The 19,904-nt window shown below is 41.5% G+C and carries 15 protein-coding genes; 12 read left to right on the top strand and 3 right to left on the bottom strand.

Annotated elements, in window-relative coordinates; genetic code table 11:
* Positions 1 to 135: 135 nt before the first annotated feature.
* Positions 136 to 777, bottom strand: a complete 642-nt coding sequence (locus EJP82_RS02950) for a thiamine diphosphokinase (RefSeq protein ID WP_127190534.1) — start codon at positions 775 to 777, stop codon at positions 136 to 138.
* A 146-nt stretch (positions 778 to 923) separates the two neighbouring features.
* On the opposite strand from EJP82_RS02950, the gene EJP82_RS02945 reads away from it, so the two are divergent.
* Positions 924 to 1,562, top strand: a complete 639-nt coding sequence (locus EJP82_RS02945) for a trimeric intracellular cation channel family protein (protein ID WP_127190533.1) — start codon at positions 924 to 926, stop codon at positions 1,560 to 1,562.
* A 128-nt stretch (positions 1,563 to 1,690) separates the two neighbouring features.
* On the opposite strand, the gene EJP82_RS02940 is transcribed toward EJP82_RS02945, so the two are convergent.
* Positions 1,691 to 2,419: an alpha/beta hydrolase gene (locus EJP82_RS02940; RefSeq protein ID WP_127190532.1), complete on the bottom strand. Its 729-nt coding sequence runs from the start codon at positions 2,417 to 2,419 to the stop codon at positions 1,691 to 1,693.
* A gap of 253 nt (positions 2,420 to 2,672) precedes the next feature.
* Between EJP82_RS02940 and pdhA the strand changes: the two genes are divergently transcribed.
* The 7 genes from pdhA (at position 2,673) to EJP82_RS02905 (ending at position 11,795) form a co-directional block, all read left to right on the top strand.
* On the top strand, positions 2,673 to 3,740 hold the full coding sequence (gene pdhA, locus EJP82_RS02935) for a pyruvate dehydrogenase (acetyl-transferring) E1 component subunit alpha (RefSeq protein WP_127190531.1): 1,068 nt from the start codon (positions 2,673 to 2,675) through the stop codon (positions 3,738 to 3,740).
* A 68-nt stretch (positions 3,741 to 3,808) separates the two neighbouring features.
* Positions 3,809 to 4,786: an alpha-ketoacid dehydrogenase subunit beta gene (locus EJP82_RS02930; RefSeq protein WP_127190530.1), complete on the top strand. Its 978-nt coding sequence runs from the start codon at positions 3,809 to 3,811 to the stop codon at positions 4,784 to 4,786.
* Positions 4,787 to 4,812: 26 nt separating this feature from the next.
* Positions 4,813 to 6,123 (top strand): dihydrolipoamide acetyltransferase family protein, encoded by a 1,311-nt coding sequence (locus EJP82_RS02925; protein WP_127190529.1) that lies wholly within the window; start codon positions 4,813 to 4,815, stop codon positions 6,121 to 6,123.
* 4 nt (positions 6,124 to 6,127) lie between these two features.
* The gene (gene lpdA / locus EJP82_RS02920) at positions 6,128 to 7,543 is read left to right on the top strand and encodes a dihydrolipoyl dehydrogenase (protein WP_127190528.1); all 1,416 of its coding nucleotides are present in this window, start codon (positions 6,128 to 6,130) and stop codon (positions 7,541 to 7,543) included.
* 280 nt (positions 7,544 to 7,823) lie between these two features.
* Positions 7,824 to 9,479: a spore germination protein gene (locus tag EJP82_RS02915; RefSeq protein ID WP_127190527.1), complete on the top strand. Its 1,656-nt coding sequence runs from the start codon at positions 7,824 to 7,826 to the stop codon at positions 9,477 to 9,479.
* Between the two features lie 23 nt (positions 9,480 to 9,502).
* Complete coding sequence (locus tag EJP82_RS02910) at positions 9,503 to 10,600, top strand: GerAB/ArcD/ProY family transporter (RefSeq protein ID WP_281278180.1); 1,098 nt, start codon at positions 9,503 to 9,505, stop codon at positions 10,598 to 10,600.
* Position 10,601: 1 nt separating this feature from the next.
* On the top strand, positions 10,602 to 11,795 hold the full coding sequence (locus EJP82_RS02905) for a Ger(x)C family spore germination protein (protein WP_127190526.1): 1,194 nt from the start codon (positions 10,602 to 10,604) through the stop codon (positions 11,793 to 11,795).
* Here the strand turns inward: EJP82_RS02905 and EJP82_RS02900 are convergent.
* The gene (locus EJP82_RS02900) at positions 11,784 to 12,659 is read right to left on the bottom strand and encodes an alpha/beta hydrolase family protein (RefSeq protein WP_127190525.1); all 876 of its coding nucleotides are present in this window, start codon (positions 12,657 to 12,659) and stop codon (positions 11,784 to 11,786) included. The two genes, EJP82_RS02905 and EJP82_RS02900, sit on opposite strands and share 12 nt — an antisense overlap.
* 193 nt (positions 12,660 to 12,852) lie before the next feature.
* Here EJP82_RS02900 and EJP82_RS02895 point away from each other — a divergent pair, with 193 nt between their 5' ends.
* From EJP82_RS02895 to EJP82_RS02880, 4 genes are all read left to right on the top strand, one after another.
* Positions 12,853 to 14,547, top strand: a complete 1,695-nt coding sequence (locus tag EJP82_RS02895) for a M3 family oligoendopeptidase (protein WP_127190524.1) — start codon at positions 12,853 to 12,855, stop codon at positions 14,545 to 14,547.
* Between the two features lie 133 nt (positions 14,548 to 14,680).
* Positions 14,681 to 16,642 carry an ATP-dependent DNA helicase gene (locus tag EJP82_RS02890; protein ID WP_127190523.1) on the top strand — a complete coding sequence of 654 codons (1,962 nt, stop codon included), beginning with the start codon at positions 14,681 to 14,683 and terminating at the stop codon, positions 16,640 to 16,642.
* Between the two features lie 575 nt (positions 16,643 to 17,217).
* The gene (locus EJP82_RS02885; protein WP_127190522.1) at positions 17,218 to 18,912 is read left to right on the top strand and encodes a M3 family oligoendopeptidase; all 1,695 of its coding nucleotides are present in this window, start codon (positions 17,218 to 17,220) and stop codon (positions 18,910 to 18,912) included.
* A gap of 100 nt (positions 18,913 to 19,012) precedes the next feature.
* Positions 19,013 to 19,885: a GNAT family N-acetyltransferase gene (locus tag EJP82_RS02880; protein ID WP_127190521.1), complete on the top strand. Its 873-nt coding sequence runs from the start codon at positions 19,013 to 19,015 to the stop codon at positions 19,883 to 19,885.
* Positions 19,886 to 19,904 lie beyond the last annotated feature (19 nt).

Below are 19,904 nucleotides of genomic sequence, written 5' to 3'. Positions count from 1 at the left end.
TTAAAATTAACAAATTATTAATAAAATGATAGCTAATAGTGGAGGGGACAAAAGAAAAAACCTTGATTAATCAAGGTTTTTAGGTTAAAAATTTGTTAAATTTATTGGTTACAAAAATGTATTATATTAAAAATATTAATCTTTGCTTTGGATGACAAGCAATAAACCGCTAGCGATATGTATCGTACCCTTTGCTTCTACCAAACGATTGCTAACACCTAGAGACTGGCCCATTTTTAAAGTTGCGTTCTCCAAGGGATAAAGGAAACCCTCCAAATTAATCCCTGTCACTTCAGGGGAAAGTGCCAATAGGGAGGCGTAGGTGTACCCACGATCCTCAACAATATGGGTTGAATCTGTGAGTGTAATATAGTTATTGCGATCCCAGATGAAGCACGATATTTGTTGCTCCAGCCCTCGCAGCAGCATATGGATGTTTCCAAGGGTATGATCAAGCCGAGAACCGCTAACTCCGACCATGATGATTTCCGTAGGTTGTTGCTCTATTGCGATATCAAATGCAAGTTCGGTATCGGTAAGATCCTTATTCACGGCATCGCAAGAAAGTATCTCATCGCTAAAACCTTGGATTCTTGCAAATTCTTCTGCATTAACAGAATCGAAGTCACCAACAGAGATATGAGGTTTTATTCCATTATCTACGAGAAACAGAGCGCCTCGGTCAGCGCCTATAATGTAATCATCTTGTTTTATTGATTTTATAGAAATAGGATCGATTTCTCCCCCAGCATAAATAAACACACGCTTACTAGTCATCAATATTCTTCCTTTCATCCTGCCCTGAAAATAATGTAATCAATACAGTATAATGGAGAATTCGGGGTTGCACAATTTTATATCACAGGACTACAATGGAGGCAGAATGTAGAAGACGAAAGAGAGGGTAGGGGAGAGCGTAATAAATGCACATATTTGATATTTTCAGTATTGTTGGTACAATTGCTTTCGCAATGTCCGGTGCTTTTGTGGCCATGGAAGAGGAATATGATATTTTAGGTGTGCTCGTGCTGGGACTTGTAACCGCTTTCGGAGGCGGGATTATCCGAAATGTGCTCATTGGTGTACCTGTGACGACATTATGGAGCCAGGGTGACCTTATCACGCTTGCTGTATTATCAATTATTGTCTCGTTTATTTTACCGCTGACCTGGATTAAGCATTGGAAAAGAACAGAGGCGTTATTTGATGCGATAGGCTTGTCTGCTTTTGCGATCCAGGGTGCACTTTACGCCACAGAAATGAAGCACCCGCTAAATGCAGTTCTAGTTGCTGCAGTGTTAACGGGAATTGGAGGCGGGATCATCCGAGACTTGCTGGCGGGTCGTAAGCCACTTGTACTTCGAGATGAGATTTATGCGGTTTGGGCGATGTTAGCGGGAGCTACCATTGGGCTTGGATTTATCAAATCAACACTGGAACTTACCTTACTCTTTGTGTTCATTGTGTTCTTTCGCATGTTATCCGTTCATTATAAATGGAGATTACCTCGACGTTCACTCAAAACGGGGGCAATCAATAGAACGGAATCCAAAAGCGGATAGTCTAGCGGATAGTTTAATGAAGGAGAAAAAAGAAGAGGGATATGAAGCTATCTCTCTTCTGAGCAAATCTGGAAATGCAAACGTGAATACGAGTAGGAACTGAGACATGACTGTAAAGTAAAACTTGGTTATTTCAAGAAATGAATCAGTGCATGGGGGAGTTCCTGTTGCCAAAATCCCCAAAGATGCTTACCATCTTTCTCGTAATAGACAACTTGGGCGCCACGTTCTTCCAGAAGTAATTTGGCTGTCCGGTTTAATTCGACAAAATTATACGTTCCCGTATCGGTTGTGTAGTTGTCTTCCTGTAAACCAACGATCATAAACAGCGAGAGGAAGGACAGATCCTTCTCAGCGGCAAGAAGTTTCAGACTGGGTTCATAGTAAGCTCCCGATAAACTAATGATTTTGGAAAACAGTTTTGGGTTTTTCATAGCTAAGTGAAGTGATACTGTTCCACCGAGGGAATCACCCGCAAGAATTCTTTCGCTTGGCTCACGGCGTACAGGATAATTACGTTCTACATAGGGAATAATCTCTTCGACGAAACTGGAAGTATAGGCCTCAAAGCGATCTCCAAAAGGTGCATACTCTGATGTTCGTACAGAAGTATCGACTTCAACACCTACAATAATGAAAGGATCGATTCCTTCATCTAGAATTAGCCTGTTAGCGACGGTTGCTATACGTCCGAAATTGAAAAACTCTTCTCCGTCCTGGCAATACACTACGGGGTAACTGAGGATTTCATTGTATCCGGGAGGCAGGTAAATTCGCAGAAACCGACTCTCTCCCAAGTGTTTACTCTGTATTTCCTCTTTAACAATGGTTCGTTTTAAATAGGCCGAATCTGTCATGACTTACACACTCCTAGTTATTTGATTTGTTTATAGTTGCCACGGTATGATGATAAATAAACATCATTTTTGTGGGATTGGCAGATAGTTAAAATTCAAACTGTTATACTCGATAAACGACACTGTTATACAAACAAAAATAAATAAATTGAGGAAAAATGACCAATGTCTTTGACTTCACGAGTGAAACAGTTGTATAATAATTCTATAACAGAGGTACATGATAATCAAATTATTTGTCGAGGTGAAGAAAATGAGTAAGATTCCTTATGAAGTATATACGGAGGAAGTCGAGGCCTTGTCCGTACTTTCGCCAGATGGTGAAATTGTTAACAAAGAATTAGCCCCTAATTTAACTGATGATCAATTGAAAGAATTAATGTACCGCATGGTATTTACCCGTACTTGGGACGATCGTGCCGTTAACTTAGGCCGTCAAGGTCGCCTTGGATTTTATGCTCCAGTATCCGGTCAAGAAGCAACAATGGTAGGTAGTGAATTCGCATTGGAGAAAGATGATTTTATCTGCCCAGGTTACCGCGATATTCCACAACTCGTTTGGCACGGCCTTCCGCTTTACCAAGCATTCCTGTATTCCCGTGGACATCAACACGGCGGTGAGATTCCTGCAGGAGTTAATGTCCTTATGCCACAAATTATTATCGGTGCTCAAGTTCTACATGCAATGGGTATCGCAATGGGCTTTAAACTGAAGAAACAAAAACAAGTTGCTATCGCTTATACAGGCGACGGTGGATCTTCTGAAGGTGACTTCTATGAAGCGTTGAACTATGCAGGTGTTTATAAATTGCCAGCTATCTTCTTCGTACAAAACAACGGTTATGCTATTACGACACCATTCTCCAAACAAACGGCTGCTCTTTCGATCGCTCACAAAGCGGTTGCTGCAGGTATCCGTGGCGTGAAAATTGATGGTATGGACGTATTTGCTGTAATCGCCGCTGTTCAAGAAGCTGCTGAACGTGCTCGTAACGGTGAAGGTGCTACTTTGATCGAAGCTGTTACTTACCGTTTCCGTCCACACTCCCTTTCTGATGATACTTCAAAATATCGTTCGAAAGAAGAAGAAGGACAATGGAACGAAAAAGATCCAATCGCTCGTCTCGCTAAATTCTTGGAGAAAAAAGGCCTTTGGACTGAAGAAGACACAGTTCGTGTAAAAGAAGAAGCGAAGGCAAAAGTAAATGAAGAAATTAAGAAAGCTGAAAAAACCGAGAAAATGACGGTTTCCGGCCTGATCGACAGCATGTTCGAACAAACACCTAAATATCTAGAAGAGCAAAAAGCTGATTTTCAATAAAATTTTATGATTTACAGCCGTATGGCAATATGCAAAGTGAATTGTTCTAATGAGGAGGATATGAAGCAATGGCACAAATGAATATGAAAGAAGCAATCCGTGATGCAATGCGCGTGGAACTTGAGCGCGATAAGAATGTAATTATTTTTGGCGAAGACGTAGGTAATGTTGGTGGTGTATTCCGCGTAACAGAAGGTTTACAAAAAGAGTTCGGTGAAGAACGTGTTTTCGATACACCGTTGGCAGAGTCCGCTATCGGTGGTATGGCTTTAGGTCTTGGGATTCAAGGATTCCGTCCAATCGCTGAAATTCAGTTTATTGGTTTTATCTTTGAAGCAATGGATCAAATCTTGGTGCAAGCTGCACGTTTGCGTTACCGTTCCGGTGGTCGCTACAACGCACCAATCGTATTCCGTACTCCTTTTGGTGGCGGAGTTAAGGCTGCTGAGCTACACACAGACTCTTTGGAAGGTTTGATTGCTCAAACTCCAGGGATCAAGCTCGTAATCCCTTCCAACCCTTATGATGCTAAAGGCCTTCTAATTTCGGCTATTCGCGATAATGACCCTGTCTTTTTCATGGAGCATCTTAATCTATATCATGCATTCCGTGCAGAAGTTCCTGAAGGCGAATATACGGTTGAACTTGGTAAAGCCAATGTCGTTCGCGAAGGTTCGGACGTTACGATTATTACTTACGGTATGATGGTTCATACTTCAGTGAAAGCTGCTGAAGAATTAGAGAAGAGCGGAATCAAAGCTGAAGTCATCGACCTTCGTACACTTGTTCCACTTGATATCGATACGATTATTAATTCCATTAAGAAAACAAATCGTGCGATCGTGGTGCAAGAAGCACAGAAATCAGCTGGTATGGCTGCAGAAATTATCGCTCAAATCAATGAACAAGCTATTCTGCATTTGGAAGCACCGGTACTTCGGGTTGCAGGTCCAGATACAGTCTATCCATATGCGCAAATTGAAGATCAATGGCTTCCTTCACCAGCACGTGTCGTGACTGCTGTCAATAAAGTTCTTGAATTTTAATAATTACAATCTAGGAGGTCCTACAAGTGGCAAAGTTTGAATATAGATTCCCTGAACTAGGTGAAGGATTACACGAAGGCGAAATTATCAAAATGCATATCAAAGTCGGCGATAAAGTAACAGACGATGATATCGTTATGGAAGTACAAAATGACAAGGCAGTAATTGAAGTTCCTTGTCCAGTAAACGGTACAGTACTAGAAGTGCTTGGTACTGACGGCGCGATCTTCCGTGTGGGTCAAGTTGTTGCTGTTATCGATGCAGAAGGTGAAGTTCCTGAGCAAGAAGGAGCACCTGAACATCAAGAAGCTGACGCTGCTCAAGGCGGAGCTGACACTAAAGATTCTCCTGCTGCTGACAGCCCTTCTGATGCGAAACAAGGTGGCGCTGGTAATGCTCCAGCAGCACCAAATCATGAAGTATTGGCTACACCTAGCGTGCGTAAATTTGCACGTGAACAAGGTGTTGATATCGCACAAGTAACTGGATCCGGCAACGCTGGTAAAGTGACTCGTGAAGATGTTGAAGCATTCAAAAATGGTGGCGGCGTAGTAGCACCTGCAGCAGCAAATGCTGATGCACCAGCTGCACAAACAGCACCTGCAACTTCTGCTCCTACAGCAATCCCTGCTGGTACGGACGAAGAACGTGTACCATTCAAAGGTATCCGTAAAGCAATTTCTAATGCGATGGTCAAATCCGCTTACACAGCACCTCACGTTACAATTATGGACGAAGTTGATGTGACGGATCTGGTTGCTTTCCGTACTCGCATGAAACCAATCGCTGAGAAAAAAGGCACGAAGGTTACTTACTTGCCATTTATCGTTAAGGCATTGGTTGCTGCATCACGTAAATTCCCAGCACTTAACGCTTCGATTGACGAAGTAAACAACGAAATTGTCTACAAGAAACATTATGATATTGGTATCGCTACAGACACAGACAACGGCTTGATCGTACCGGTTATCAAAGACGCTGATCGTAAGAGCATCTGGATGATCGCTGATGCTATCAGTGACTTGGCAATTCGTGGCCGTGAAGGTAAACTATCCGCTAACGAAATGAAGGGTAGTACGATTTCGATCTCTAACATCGGATCTGCTGGCGGTATGTTCTTTACTCCAATCATTAACTATCCTGAAGTGGCTATCCTCGGAACAGGCCGTATCAGTGAAAAACCAGTCGTGAAGAATGGTGAAATCGTCGTAGCTCCAGTTATGGCATTGTCACTAAGCTTTGACCACCGTCTCATCGATGGTGCAACAGCTCAAAACTTCATGAACTATATTAAACAGTTGCTCGGTAACCCAGAGCTTCTTGTAATGGAGGTATAACAACATGGTAGTAGGAGACGCTTCTCTAGATATTGATACATTGGTTGTTGGTGCAGGTCCTGGTGGATATGTGGCTGCTATTCGTGCAGCCCAACTAGGCCAAAAGGTTATTATCGTGGACAAATCTGAGCTTGGTGGCGTGTGCTTGAACCGTGGATGTATTCCTTCCAAAGCATTGATCTCCGCAGCTCATCAATATGAGTCCGCACAACATGGCGGTGACTTCGGTATTACTGCTGATAATGTGAAAGTTGACTTCACAAAAACACAAGCTTTCAAAAACGGTGTTGTTTCAAAAATGACGCAAGGTGTTGGCGGTCTACTTAAAGGTAATAAAGTAGAAGTCTTCAACGGCGAAGTGATGTTCATCAACGAAAATGAAGCTCGTGCGTTCAATGATCACGAATCACCACGTTACCGTTTCAAACATTGCATCTTGGCAACAGGTTCCCGTCCAATCGAGCTTAAAGCATTCCCATTTGGCGGTCGTATCTTGTCTTCCACAGAAGCATTGGAATTGCAAGAAATTCCAGCTAGCCTTATCGTAATCGGTGGCGGTTATATCGGCGCTGAACTTGGTCAAATGTTCTCCAAATTCGGAACAAAAGTAACGATCATTGAAGGCGCGGATGCAGTTCTTCCTGGCTTTGATAAGGATATGACTCGTCTTGTTGCTAAGAACATGGAGAAAACTGGTGTTGAAATCGTAACTGACGCAAAAGCGGAGAGCGCAGAGCAAACCGATAAGAGCGTAACCGTTAAATATACGGCAAAAGGTGAAACCAAAGAAGTTACTGCAGATTACTTGCTTGTAACTGTTGGTCGTCGTCCTAACACTGATGGTGATCTTGGACTAGATCTTGCTGGTGTTGAATTGACTGATCGTGGTTTGGTTAAAGTTGATCATCAAGGTCGTACAAGTAACCCGAACATCTTCGCAATCGGCGATATCGTTCCTGGATTGGCGCTTGCTCACAAAGCTTCTTACGAAGGTAAAGTGGCAGCTGAAGCAATTTCCGGACTTCCATCCGTTGTCGATTACAAAGGAATGCCGGCAGTATGCTTCACAGATCCAGAGTGTTCCAGCGTAGGTTACACGGAGAAAGAAGCGAAGGAAAAAGGCTTCAAAGTGAAAGCTGGTAAGTTCCCGTTCGCGGGTAATGGCCGTGCTGTCTCCTTGAATGCTCCTGATGGCTTCATCAAAATTGTTGCTAATGCAGAGAACAATGTTGTTCTTGGCGCACAAATCGTTGGTATCGAAGCTTCCAACTTGATCGCAGAACTTGGTCTTGCCCTTGAAATGGGTGCAACACTTGAGGACATCTCCCTTACGATCCATGCTCACCCAACACTTGGTGAAATCGTAATGGAAACCGCTGAACTTGTTGAAGGTCATCCAATTCACGTTATCTCTCGTTAATTAGTAATCTTTATCTCCTGTTCCTCCTAGGACAGGAACTCCTAAGCAAGCCTTTAAGGCAAGACCGAATTAACTCGGTCTTGCCTTCTTTTTTTGCTCAGAGATAAATACATAAATCAAGCACTTATTCGAGATGGCACGACGCTTACAGATAGGTTCTTTTAATTTTTTTTATGTTTAGTTGATTCCGTATTTTTTGGAGAGTTATGGAAACACTACAGTTACTAAAGGCATGACTCATACATGTCAATTCTGGCTTTAAGCTATTAGGGTGATGAACATGTGGCATACGATTGTTACTTATATTCCAGATTGGAAGGTTTTTTTACAAGCGTTAGTGATATTGATCGTTCCTATAGTTATTTACTTTGTCTCAGGCAAACTTCAATCTATTTTGGGTACCCAAATTTGGCAGGCTACTCCGTCAGAAAATAAATCGAAGGTAAAAGAAGAAGCTAGTTCAGATTTTAAAGGTGAATTTGAAGCTGATTTAGCTGCAATCAAACAAAGAATAGCTCAAAATAGTGATGTTCATTTTAGAGAGTTTACGATCAAAAGCGTTGGTAAACGGGCAGCAATCATTTATATCGAAGGACTTTATGATAAAGAGCTTGTTGATACCCAAGTCCTAAAGTCTTTGATGATTGATGATATCGTAGAGATTGAGCATCTGTCTTATGACTCCAAGATTACCAAAAAGCATCTTATGAATAAGATGCTTCCTATCAGTGAAATAAAGGAAGCTCTTAACTTAGAGGAATTAGTACCAGATATATTAATGGGATCTACTGCACTTTTGGTTGATGGCATACCAGAAGTATTACTTCTAGGTACTGCTAAGGGGAAATCACGTGGTATACAAGAGCCTTTATCTGAAGGGGTGTTGAGAGGTCCACGTGAAGGGTTCACTGAAATACTGAGCGAAAATACTGCTTTATTAAGACGACATGGTAAGAATGAAAGCTTGCAACTGACTAAATTCGAAGTGGGGTCAAGAGTTAAGAGAGATCTCATTGTTGCTTATATGAGCGATATTGCAAATTCGGAATTAGTGGAAGAAGTTAAACGCCGAATAGAAACGATCAACTTGGACTATATAGCAGAATCAGGATATGTTGAGCAATTGATTGAGGAAGATACTTTAAGTCCGTTTCAACAAGCGCAAAACACAGAACGACCTGACAGAGTTATCAGTTCACTGTTGGAAGGTCGTGTGGGTATACTACTGGACGGAAGTCCATTTGCATTAATTGTACCCGTAACCTTTAACATGTTGTTACAGTCACCCGAGGATTATTATGAAAGATGGGTGCCAGGTACGCTCTTAAGAATGTTACGATATATGGCTACATTTTTTGCCCTATTTGCTCCTGCTTTGTATATTTCGTTTATTTCTTTCCAACCTGGATTAATTCCTACAAAGCTGGTTGTAACGATTATCGAAGCTAGACAAGGAGTGCCCTTTCCATCTCTAATTGAGGCGCTAATTATGGAAATATCCATCGAAATACTAAGGGAAGCGGGAGTACGTTTACCGAAACCGATCGGTCCTGCAATGGGAATCGTAGGTGGTTTAATTATTGGTGATGCAGCAGTCAATGCGGGGATCGTCAGTCCATTTCTTGTCATTGTTGTAGCTGTAACTGCTATCTCTTCATTTGCAATACCAACCTATAGTGCTGGAATAACACTGCGTATATTGCGATTTGTAGCCATGTTTTGTGCTGCTATGTTTGGTATATATGGAACGGTTTTGTTCTTCTTGTTATTATTCAGTCATTTAGTGAAACTAAAATGCTTTGGGGTCCCGTACCTAAGCCCAGCAACGCCTTATAGAATAAAAGATTGGAAGGACTTTATTTTCCGTATGCCCATTGGGGTGATGAAATTAAGACCGATCATGATGAAGACTAAAGACTCTGATCGCAAAAAATAAACGGGAGGGAGGATGATGATCCTGTGTTTGTCCGAAAAGATGATAAGCTAACAACTGCGCAAGCTGTAGTAATCATTAGTAGCTTTATGCTAGGGTCTGGGATTCTTACGCTCCCAAGAACTTTGGCAGAGATTATGAAGACACCAGATGGTTGGATTGCAATTATATTAGGCGGATTAATGGTCATGCTCGCAGGAATATGTATCGTGAAACTATGTCATCAATTTCCGGGCGAAACGATTTATCAATTCGCGGGAAAAATTGTGGGGAATTGGATTGGGAAATGTTTAGGTATATTGATGATCCTATATTTTATTTGTATATCAGCTTTTGAGATTAGGGTCATGGCTGAAGTTACCATGCTCTATTTACTTGAGGGCACTCCTTTATGGGCGATTATTATGTTCTTCATGTGGATTGGATTGTATTTGACGTCAGGTGGAATCAATCCAATCGCACGTTTGTTTGAGATTATTTTACCGATTACGATTGTTGTATTTTTATTTTCGATGACCTTGAGCTACAAAATATTCGATATTAATAATATACGGCCTGTGTTAGGAGATGGAATCCTTCCAGTCATTAAAGGATTGAAGTCAACCATCCTTGTTTTTGCAGGCTATGAGATCATGTTTATTGTAACGGCGGTCATGCAACATCCTAAAAAGGGTGTGAAAGCTATGATTATAGGTACGAGTATCCCTCTATTTCTGTATTTGGTTACCTTAATTATGGTTATTGGTGCGATGTCAGTTGACGGGGTTGTAAGAAGTACTTGGCCAACACTAGATCTTATGCGTAGTTTTGAAATTACGGGTCTCCTTTTTGAAAGATTTGAGTTCTTCTTACTTGTGATTTGGATTATGCAAATATTCTCGACTTTTTCAATTTGTCATTATGCTGCATCATTAGGCTTGTCACAAATCTTCAATATAAAGATTAAACCTCTGATGTACTTCTTGTTGTCAATCATTTTTCTTATTGCGATGCTTCCCAAAAATATAAATGAAGTATTTGATTTTGGTGAACTGATAGGTAATATTTCTATCTATTTGTTCGGGATAGTTCCTTTACTGCTTCTTCTAATTACTAAGGTCTTCAAAAAGGGAGCTGTGAAGTGAAATGAATAGTAGAAATCGTCTTATTCTTATCGTACTTCCCTTTTTGTTAATGCTTTGCCTAACTGGTTGCTGGAGTAGTAAGGAAATTGAAAGTCTTGGTGTTTATGTAGGACTAGCACTTGATATTGGAAAAGAACCAGAATTAGAACAGGAATTGACTGAGAAGGGTGCGGATTATCCTAAGAAAAACCTAGTTACTTCAACGATCCAAATTATCCCTGTTCAAAAAGGAAAGGATAGCCAACAAAAGGGAAAATCCACATCCTCGATGTATTCGAATTCAACGGAAACAGGAGATTCGGGCTTTCAATTATTGCGTCAACATGCTCTTAGTGAACATCGCACGATTATTGGGCATCATTTGAAGGTTATTGTGATCTCTTCAGAGGTTTCTCAAAAAATAGATATTGAAAAGTTATTAAAATTTATTTTAAGAGATAACGATATTAGGCCCAGCTGTATTGTACTCCTGAGTTCGGGAAAAGCAAGTGACACTCTAATCACGAACCAACCTGGAGATATCCCAGCGTTTCATCTCAAAAGCCTAATAGAAAATCAAAATAGAACGAATAAAATATTGCCGGAGATTACACTTACGAAATTGGACGGAATTATGAACTCAGGAGCAAGTTTTATTTTGCAAAATGTGATTTCTGCCAAAGGACAAGTAGAATTTGCTGGGGCAGGAGTTATTAAAGGAAAAACTAATAAATGGATTGGATCTTTGAATGAGCAAGAGGTCGAAGCGCTGTCTTGGATTACAAGTAAAGCTAAGGGTGGGTTAATTAAAACTTATGATAAGACGGGAGAAGTTCTCGCATATGAAATTAAATCAGTAAATACCAAAATTAAATCAAAAGTGGATGGGGACGATATTTCGTTTCATGTAAGTATAAAATCGGATGGCCGGCTAATGGAGAACTGGAATACATCAAAGGATCCCACGGACACAGAGTATTTGAAAGAAACCGAACAATATTTCGAGGATGAACTAAAAAATATGATATATAAGATTGTTCATAAGATGCAAGAGGATTACCGTGTGGATGTTGCAGGATTCCGTGATCGGTTACGGATACAACACCCACGGGTTTGGAAAAAGGTCAAAGAGGATTGGGACGAGACTTTTAGTAAATCAGAAATTACGTACGACGTAAACTTGAATATTACTGACTATGGTTCATCAGCTAAGTGATGCGGGACTGCTGGTGGATGATGTGTTACTTTGGTTTATCCAATTAAACATACGTTCAGTCGCCATGTTGTGAATACCCTTTGGAAAATGATGTCCCAGTTCCGTATATTCATGTAAGGTAACATTTGCACCGATTTCTTGGAGCTTCTTCGTCATTTGGAGTCCATGACTAAAGTTAACTTGAGCATCCCCTGTACCGTGTATCACTAGGACAGGACACCTAATTTGCTCAGCCATGGCGATGGGGGAGCGGGCAATGTAGGATTCTGGCGTCTTCATAGGTGTCCCACCGATGACACGTTTTAACATTTTACGTAGATCAATACGTTCTTCATATGTTTGAGATAAGTCAGCTACCCCACTCCACAAGATACATTTGTTAACCCTAGGCATATTAACTGCCGCAAGTGTCGCATTGATTGAACCTCTGGAGAAGCCCATTACGGCTATACTATCGGCATCAACAAAGGGTAGATTCTCTAACAGACGGTATCCAGAAAGAACATCTTCAATATCTTGTCCTCCGAATTCATCCCGACCTTCACCACCTTCCGTTCCTCTGTAAGATGGAGCAAAGACGATATGTCCGTGATTAGCAAACTGCTCAAGCCATTCCGTCTTGACGCTTCCCACTCGACCAATACCACCACGGCAATAGATGAGCACAGGTAACTTGTGTTTCCTAACATCTTTCTTATTTGGCTTAATTGAACTCGCAATCTGTGTTATGGGTAGAGTAACAGCCGGATAAATCGATTCCAATAATTCAGATAAAGCAGACTCAGGTAGCTCAAACCCATGCGGTAAGCAAAGATATCCCTTTACTTTCAACCCGTCGGATAGGTACGTTATATGAAACATCATGTGTTATGTCCTCTACTTTATGGTTTATTTAGTCCCTTGATTGTATCATTGTAGCCATAAGTATGTCCTTAGGTCTTATAAGCAATCCATCTGTAGACGGATTTCACTGGATCATGAAAAAGATATAATCTATTTCGAGGACTATTGGATACATAAGATTGTATTTTGAATGCAGAGAGGGCAGGTGCACATTATGAAATTTAACGAATATCACTACGAACGTCCCGTTGTTAAAGAATTCGAGCTCAAGTTTAAAGAACAACTTAACTCTTATACATCTGCTAGAAGTTACGAAGAACAGGATTTAGCCATGACTGGCATTAACGAACTTCGCACTTCTTTCTACACGATGTATCAATTAGCTTACATTCGTTATTCTATTGATACAAATGATGAATACTATAAGGCGGAGAAACAATATTTTGACGAGGCCATGCCTTACTTTGAGGAATGGAGTAGCGAGTATTATCAGGCATTAGTAGAGTCTAAATTTAGAACGGAACTGGAGAAAAAATGGGGTAAGCAACTATTCCAAATAGCAGAGCTTTCCTTAAAGGCATTTAGCCCAGAGATTATTGAGGATTTACAGCAAGAGAATAAACTACAAACAGAATACTCACAGCTTATCGCATCGGCAAAGATCCTTTTCGAGGGTGAAGAGCGGACCATCGCACAGTTAGCTCCATTTGCTGAGTCAATGGATCGTGATGTTCGGAAACGAGCAGAAGAAGCAAGAACTGGATTCATGGCAGAGAATGAGGAGACATTCGACCGAATCTATGATGATATGGTGAAAGTAAGGACAAAGATCGCGAAGAAGCTTGGTTTCAGCAATTTTATTGAGCTTGGATACGCGAGAATGTTACGGACTGACTATAACGCGGAAATGGTAGCAAATTTCCGTGATCAGGTGCATCAATATATCGTTCCCGTCATAGCAAAGTTGAAGGAACGCCAGCGGATCCGGATTGGTGTGGATCAATTACTCTATTACGACGAGAATTTCAGTTTCAAATCGGGAAATGCAATGCCAAAGGGTGATCCGGATTGGATCGTTCATAATGGAGCGAAGATGTACGCCGAGTTGTCTGAAGAAACGAACGAGTTCTTCACTTTTATGCAGAACCATGAGTTGATGGATCTCGTAAGTAAACAAGGAAAGCAATTTGGTGGCTATTGTACATTCTTATTCGAACAAGGTGCACCTTTCATTTTCTCCAACTTTAATGGTACTTCCGCAGATATTGATGTCTTAACACATGAAGCAGGCCATGCCTTCCAGGCATATGTGAGCAGAAATTTCCAAGTACCAGAATACTTATCTCCAAGTAATGATGCGGCAGAAATTCATTCTATGAGCATGGAATTCTTCACTTGGCCATGGATGGAGCTCTTCTTCAAGGAAGATGCAGATAAGTATCGTTTCGATCATCTATCCAGTGCCTTGACCTTCATTCCTTATGGTGTATCAGTTGATGAATTCCAACATTTCGTTTATGGAAATCCAGATGCTACACCTGCTGAGCGGAAGAAAGCATGGCGGGATATTGAGAAAAAATATTTACCAACTCGTAATTATGCGGATAATGATTATTTGGAGCAAGGTGCTTTCTGGCACAAGCAGAGTCATATTTTCACATCGCCATTTTATTATATCGATTATACTCTCGCTGAAATATGTGCGTTCCAATTCTGGAAAAAGATGCACGAGGACCGTTCGGCTGCGTGGACACATTATTTGCATCTTTGTCGTCAAGGCGGAAGCTTATCCTTTACCGAATTGGTAAAAGTAGCTGGGTTGATCTCACCATTTGAGGATGGCTGTGTTACGTCGGTTATTGGTAGTATCGAGAACTGGTTAGACAGTGTAGATGATACAGTGCTTTAGTGAATTCAAGAGGATTGAACATCAAGTGTAGTTAAGCTTGATGTTCTTTTTAATATTCGCATAATTCCTCGCTTTGCGGTATAATTAGGGTTTGTAATTTGTAGTTTGGACATGAAATTGGAGGCAAGACATATTGAATAACTATCCTTTTACATTTGACCCGAAACAACCGTTTGTTCAGCAGGCTAGCGACTGGATTGCGGATGTTTTTTATGAGAAATTACCAGAGGCAGGACTTGAATTGCGGGATGAACAAATATATATGGCTTTTCAACTGGAACGCGCATACAACGAGAAACAGACCATTTTTGCAGAAGCTGGAGTGGGAACTGGGAAAACGATGGTTTATCTGCTCTATGCGATCTGTTATGCGCGGTACACGCGGAAGCCGGCTGTCATAGCTTGTGCGGATGAATCATTGATCGAACAGCTAGTGAAGCCAGAAGGTGATATTGCTAAGCTAGCCAAACATCTGGACTTTACCATTGATGCTAGACTAGGTAAATCTCCGGACCAATATCTGTGCCTTAACAAGTTGGACGATTTCAGAACGAGCCTGGACGATCAAGATGATGATGAAGTTGCCCAGGAAATCTATAGAAGCCTGCCTAAGTTTGTAAATTCACCGGATACGATGCAATCTTTTCACCCCTACGGGAACCGTAAGGACTATCCGAATCTTAATGATGAGCAATGGAGTAAATTAGGCTGGGACGTATTTCAGGACTGTATGGTGTGCAGTAGACGTCATCGCTGTGGGCAGACCATCTCCCGAGAACATTACCGTAAGTCAACGGATTTGGTTATTTGCTCTCACGACTTCTATATGGAGCACGTCTGGACCTATGATGCGAGAAAACGCGAAGGGCAACTGCCTTTGCTGCCTGAACACAGTTCCGTTGTTTTTGACGAAGGGCATCTATTAGAAACAGCTGCACAAAGTGCGCTTACTTATAAATTAAAGCACTCCGTATTTGAAAGTATCGTTATTCGTTTACTTGAAGGGGAGGTACGGGAGGAATTAGCCGTTGCTATTGAGGATGCGATCTCACAAAGTGAGCTCATGTTCTCCTCACTAGAGCAGTACAGTCATAGCGTACCTGCTTCAGATCGAAGAGAAATTGACTATAACGAAAAACTATTGCGGGAAGTAAATCGTTTCCGAGATACGATTGCTGTCGTTGAAGAAGAATTGGTATTTGAAAGTGGAGTTTATTCGTTAGATGAGTATCAACTAAAGATTGTAGAAGAGCATTTGGAGATGATTCATCTCGCATTGGGATTATTCGAAAACCCTGATCGACTTATTTCATGGGTAGAAGAGACTTCGGATGGTTTCCATTTGGTGATCATGCCTAAATTGGTCAAAGAAGTGCTGGAAGAACGCGTATTCTCCAAGAGTATGCCTATCGTGTTCTCTTCCGCTACGCTCTCTTTAAATGGAGATTTTGGCTATATTGCAGACAATTTGGGGATAACCAAATATCTCTCCTTTTCTGTGGATTCCCCATATGACTATCAAGAGAAGATGAAGGTTGTTATACCGAAGCTCATCTCGAATAATCAACAGGCTGAGAAAATAGAGCTGGCTTTAGATCTTTTGCAGAAGTCAGAAGGTAGAGCTTTAATTCTATTTCCATCCCGCGAGGAAATGGAGCAGTTTAGACAAGATATTATCAGCCATCCGAAAGCTGCGGCTTTCCGCTTTATCTTTGAAGGAGCGGGTGAAATTAGCCACCTCATTTCAAATTTCCAGAACGATGAAGCAAGCATATTATGTGCTGTAACCTTATGGGAAGGCCTGGATGTGCCAGGGCCATCACTCTCTCACGTGATGATCTGGTCCTTACCATTCCCTCCAAACGATCCGGTCTTCGCCGCGAAACGCAAAGATACGCAGTCTCCTTTTGATGATGTGGACATGCCTCATATGCTACTACGCTTTAAGCAAGGGATTGGGCGTCTGATTCGGACTCGCGAGGACCAAGGTGTCGTGACTATTTTTGGAGCAGAGATGAAGGATACGAAAGTTAGAGATAAGATTCTAGAACTACTACCTCAAGGTGTTGAGGTGGAGGAATTGACTCTAGGATAGACAATCATGTTGTAGCTAGGATAGGGATAAATCAGAAGAACCCATATAAACAAAGGGGGGTTCATGATTATCCCTTTTTGTATGCTGGGTTACAGACTTCACCTTGATAGCAGAGCTTGATGTGGCCTGAGTGAATTAATATGTTAATGCATGAATAACAGTAATTTCTCCAGTTAATATGAGTTACACAACCTCAGGGGAGGACTTATCTGGAATTTCTCCATCTAATTTAGCTTTTTAAAGCCATAGCGAGGGTGGGCGACTGAAATAACTGGAGTTATTCCAGCTAACAAATAATTGGTGGGTTCTCTAAACAACTTATCAGGAGTAATTCACTTTAAGTGAAGTGGGCAGACGGACTCAGGGCACCATGCATGTCACGAAACATACGTAGTCAAGCACGGATTGTGATTATGATATGAAAACGAATGAACTGCTGTGGAGGGGGTTACTACAAGTTCAATACTAACAGTGTCACTAATTCTAACTTGCATCGGGATAGAATTTTTTAATTTAGTGGCATATAATGGACAGATAAGCATGTAATTTGATTTGAGAGAGGGCAGATGCACATTATGAAATTCACCGAGTATAACTACGAACGTCCAGATGTACAAGCATTCGAGTTGAAGTTTAAAGAACTTTTGACTGCATTTAATTCCGCTAATAGTTACGAAGAGCAGGATCTCGTTATGACGAAAATTAACAAACTTCGTAGTGAATTCGATTCGATGCAGACTATCGTTAGTATCCGCCACTCTATCAATACTACGGATGAGTTCTATAAGGAAGAGAATGACTTTTTTGATGAAGTTGGACCTGTCGTCCAAGAATTCATTAATGATTATTATCAAGCATTAGTTCAATCGAAATTCAGAGCCGAGTTGCAAAATAAATGGGGTGTCCAACTATTTCAATTGGCTGAGTTAGCGCTTAAATCGTTTAGTCCAGAAATTATTGAGGACTTGCAATTGGAGAATAAGCTAACTACAGAATATAAGCAGCTCATAGCATCTGCGAAGATTCCCTTCGATGGTGAGGAGCTAACACTTTCGCAAATCTTGCCTTTCACGCAGTCCATCGACCGCGACACTCGGAAGAGAGCTGAGGAAGCAAAGACGGGATTCATGGCTGAGAATGAGGAACAATTCGATCGCATCTACGACGATTTAGTTAAAGTGCGGACGACAATGGCGAAGAAGCTTGGTTATAAGAACTTCGTCGAACTTGGTTACGCAAGAATGTCCCGTACGGATTACAACGCCGAGATGGTAGCTAATTTCCGTGATCAAGTTGCGAAATATATTGTACCCGTTACAACGAAGTTGAAGGAACGTCAGCGGGGCCGGATTGATGTGGATCAATTGTATTATTATGATGAGAACATTAGTTTCAAATCAGGTAATGCGATTCCTAAGGGCGATCCGGATTGGATCGTAAAAAATGGTGAGAAGATGTATGCTGAGCTATCACCGGAGACGAATGAATTCTTCACCTTTATGCAAGATAACGAGCTAATGGATCTCGTTAGTAAGAAAGGCAAGGAGAGCGGTGGTTATTGCACATATATTAGCGAGCACGGTGCACCGTATATTTTCTCCAACTTTAATGGGACTTCGGGAGACATTGATGTCTTGACACATGAAGCGGGCCATGCCTTCCAAGTGTATGAGAGCAGAAGCTTCCAAGTGCCGGAATATAGTTTCCCAACTTATGAAGCCTGTGAAATTCATTCCATGAGCATGGAGTTTTTCACTTGGCCTTGGATGGATCTCTTCTTCAAGGAAGATGCAGATAAGTATCGTTTTGATCATCTAGCTAGTTCCCTAATCTTCATTCCTTATGGTGTAACAGTGGATGAATTCCAACATTTTGTCTATGAGAATCCGGATGCTACACCTGCAGAGCGGAAGAAGGCTTGGCGTGAAATAGAGCGTAAATATCTGCCGCACCGCGATTATGCAGACAACGAATACTTAGAACAAGGTGCTTTCTGGCACAAACAAGGACATATCTTCAGCACCCCCTTCTATTACATTGATTATACACTTGCGCAAATTTGTGCCTTCCAATTCTGGAAGAAGATGCACGAGGATCGTGAAGCAGCATGGACCGATTATTTGAACCTTTGCCGTCAAGGTGGAAGCAAGTCTTTCACCGAGTTGGTAAAAGTGGCCGGACTGATCTTGCCGTTTGAGGACGGCTGTGTAACATCAGTTATCGGCAGTATCGAGAGCTGGCTTGACAGCGTGGATGATACAGTTCTCTAACTAACATGATATTGAGCGACGTTGTGAAGGCAGACACCCGGAGATTATAGCGGGTGTCTGCTTTCTACATATGAAAATCTTCTAGAGAAGGAGTGACCACATGATTACCTATAAAGTACTGAGTGAATTTCCAATAAAGGATGTCTCTGAGCTATGGAACAAAGCGTTCGAAGGATATATAGTGAACGCATCTATGCCGCTGGATCGCTTCATTACACGAGTAGCAAGTGAAGGATTATCGCTTGAGCATTCGTTTGCGTGTTATGTGAACGGTGAACAAGCGGGGATCGTGATGGGAGGGTTCCGCGAGGTTTCGGGTAAGAAAGTAGCATGGAATGGTGGAACGGCTGTTGTTCCAGCATTCCGTGGCAAGGGCATAGGCAAAGCAATGATTGCTCGGAATCTTGAGTTATACGCGGAGCTAGTAGTGGATGTAGCCTATTTAGAAGCGATAAGTACAAACGAGTCAGCGATTCGGTTATATGAAACCATGAACTATGAGCTTGTTGATCGACTTATTTTATTATCGAATGAACATAAGTTGGATATGACAGATTGGTCTTCACATTCATATACGGTGACAAGAGGGTTAGCTATAGAAGTTGGAACATTGCTTTTCTACACCCCCGGTGAAGTGTGGCAATCGCAGTTGCCGAGCCTTAAGGATGGTGAGAGTGTGACTGTTTACGATGGAGATGAGGCAGTTGGGTACGGGTTATTTCGGCGTACATTTGATTCTTATGGCAACTTAGCAGGGATTACTCTCCTTCGATGTGAATCTGCGCCTAATCGGTTGGATAGGGAATCTATCGTTAAGGCAGCACTGCGGGAAATATGGCAACCGACCCGGAATTGTAAGCGAACCGTGCATAATATCCGTGCTTCAAATCGCACTTTGATCGAATTGTTAGATCAATTAGGGTTCAATGTATTTATGGAGCAAGTGTTAATGGTACAACATTTGAATAAATAAGAGATAGAGTCTATGAAGG

The organism is Paenibacillus anaericanus (assembly GCF_003994475.1).
Lineage (GTDB): Bacteria > Bacillota > Bacilli > Paenibacillales > Paenibacillaceae > Fontibacillus > Fontibacillus anaericanus.
This window is presented reverse-complemented; position numbering and strand designations above follow the sequence as displayed.

What these genes read in the sequence shown, in the direction of transcription:
- EJP82_RS02950 (WP_127190534.1), bottom strand. Translation starts at nt 777, where the DNA reads ATGACTAGTAAGCGTGTGTTTATTTATGCTGGGGGAGAAATCGATCCT.
- EJP82_RS02940 (WP_127190532.1), bottom strand. Translation starts at nt 2,419, where the DNA reads ATGACAGATTCGGCCTATTTAAAACGAACCATTGTTAAAGAGGAAATA.
- lpdA (WP_127190528.1), top strand. Translation starts at nt 6,128, where the DNA reads ATGGTAGTAGGAGACGCTTCTCTAGATATTGATACATTGGTTGTTGGT.
- EJP82_RS02885 (WP_127190522.1), top strand. Translation starts at nt 17,218, where the DNA reads ATGAAATTCACCGAGTATAACTACGAACGTCCAGATGTACAAGCATTC.
- EJP82_RS02915 (WP_127190527.1), top strand. Translation starts at nt 7,824, where the DNA reads ATGTGGCATACGATTGTTACTTATATTCCAGATTGGAAGGTTTTTTTA.
- EJP82_RS02930 (WP_127190530.1), top strand. Translation starts at nt 3,809, where the DNA reads ATGGCACAAATGAATATGAAAGAAGCAATCCGTGATGCAATGCGCGTG.
- EJP82_RS02945 (WP_127190533.1), top strand. Translation starts at nt 924, where the DNA reads ATGCACATATTTGATATTTTCAGTATTGTTGGTACAATTGCTTTCGCA.
- EJP82_RS02900 (WP_127190525.1), bottom strand. Translation starts at nt 12,659, where the DNA reads ATGATGTTTCATATAACGTACCTATCCGACGGGTTGAAAGTAAAGGGA.
- EJP82_RS02880 (WP_127190521.1), top strand. Translation starts at nt 19,013, where the DNA reads ATGATTACCTATAAAGTACTGAGTGAATTTCCAATAAAGGATGTCTCT.
- pdhA (WP_127190531.1), top strand. Translation starts at nt 2,673, where the DNA reads ATGAGTAAGATTCCTTATGAAGTATATACGGAGGAAGTCGAGGCCTTG.
- EJP82_RS02905 (WP_127190526.1), top strand. Translation starts at nt 10,602, where the DNA reads ATGAATAGTAGAAATCGTCTTATTCTTATCGTACTTCCCTTTTTGTTA.
- EJP82_RS02895 (WP_127190524.1), top strand. Translation starts at nt 12,853, where the DNA reads ATGAAATTTAACGAATATCACTACGAACGTCCCGTTGTTAAAGAATTC.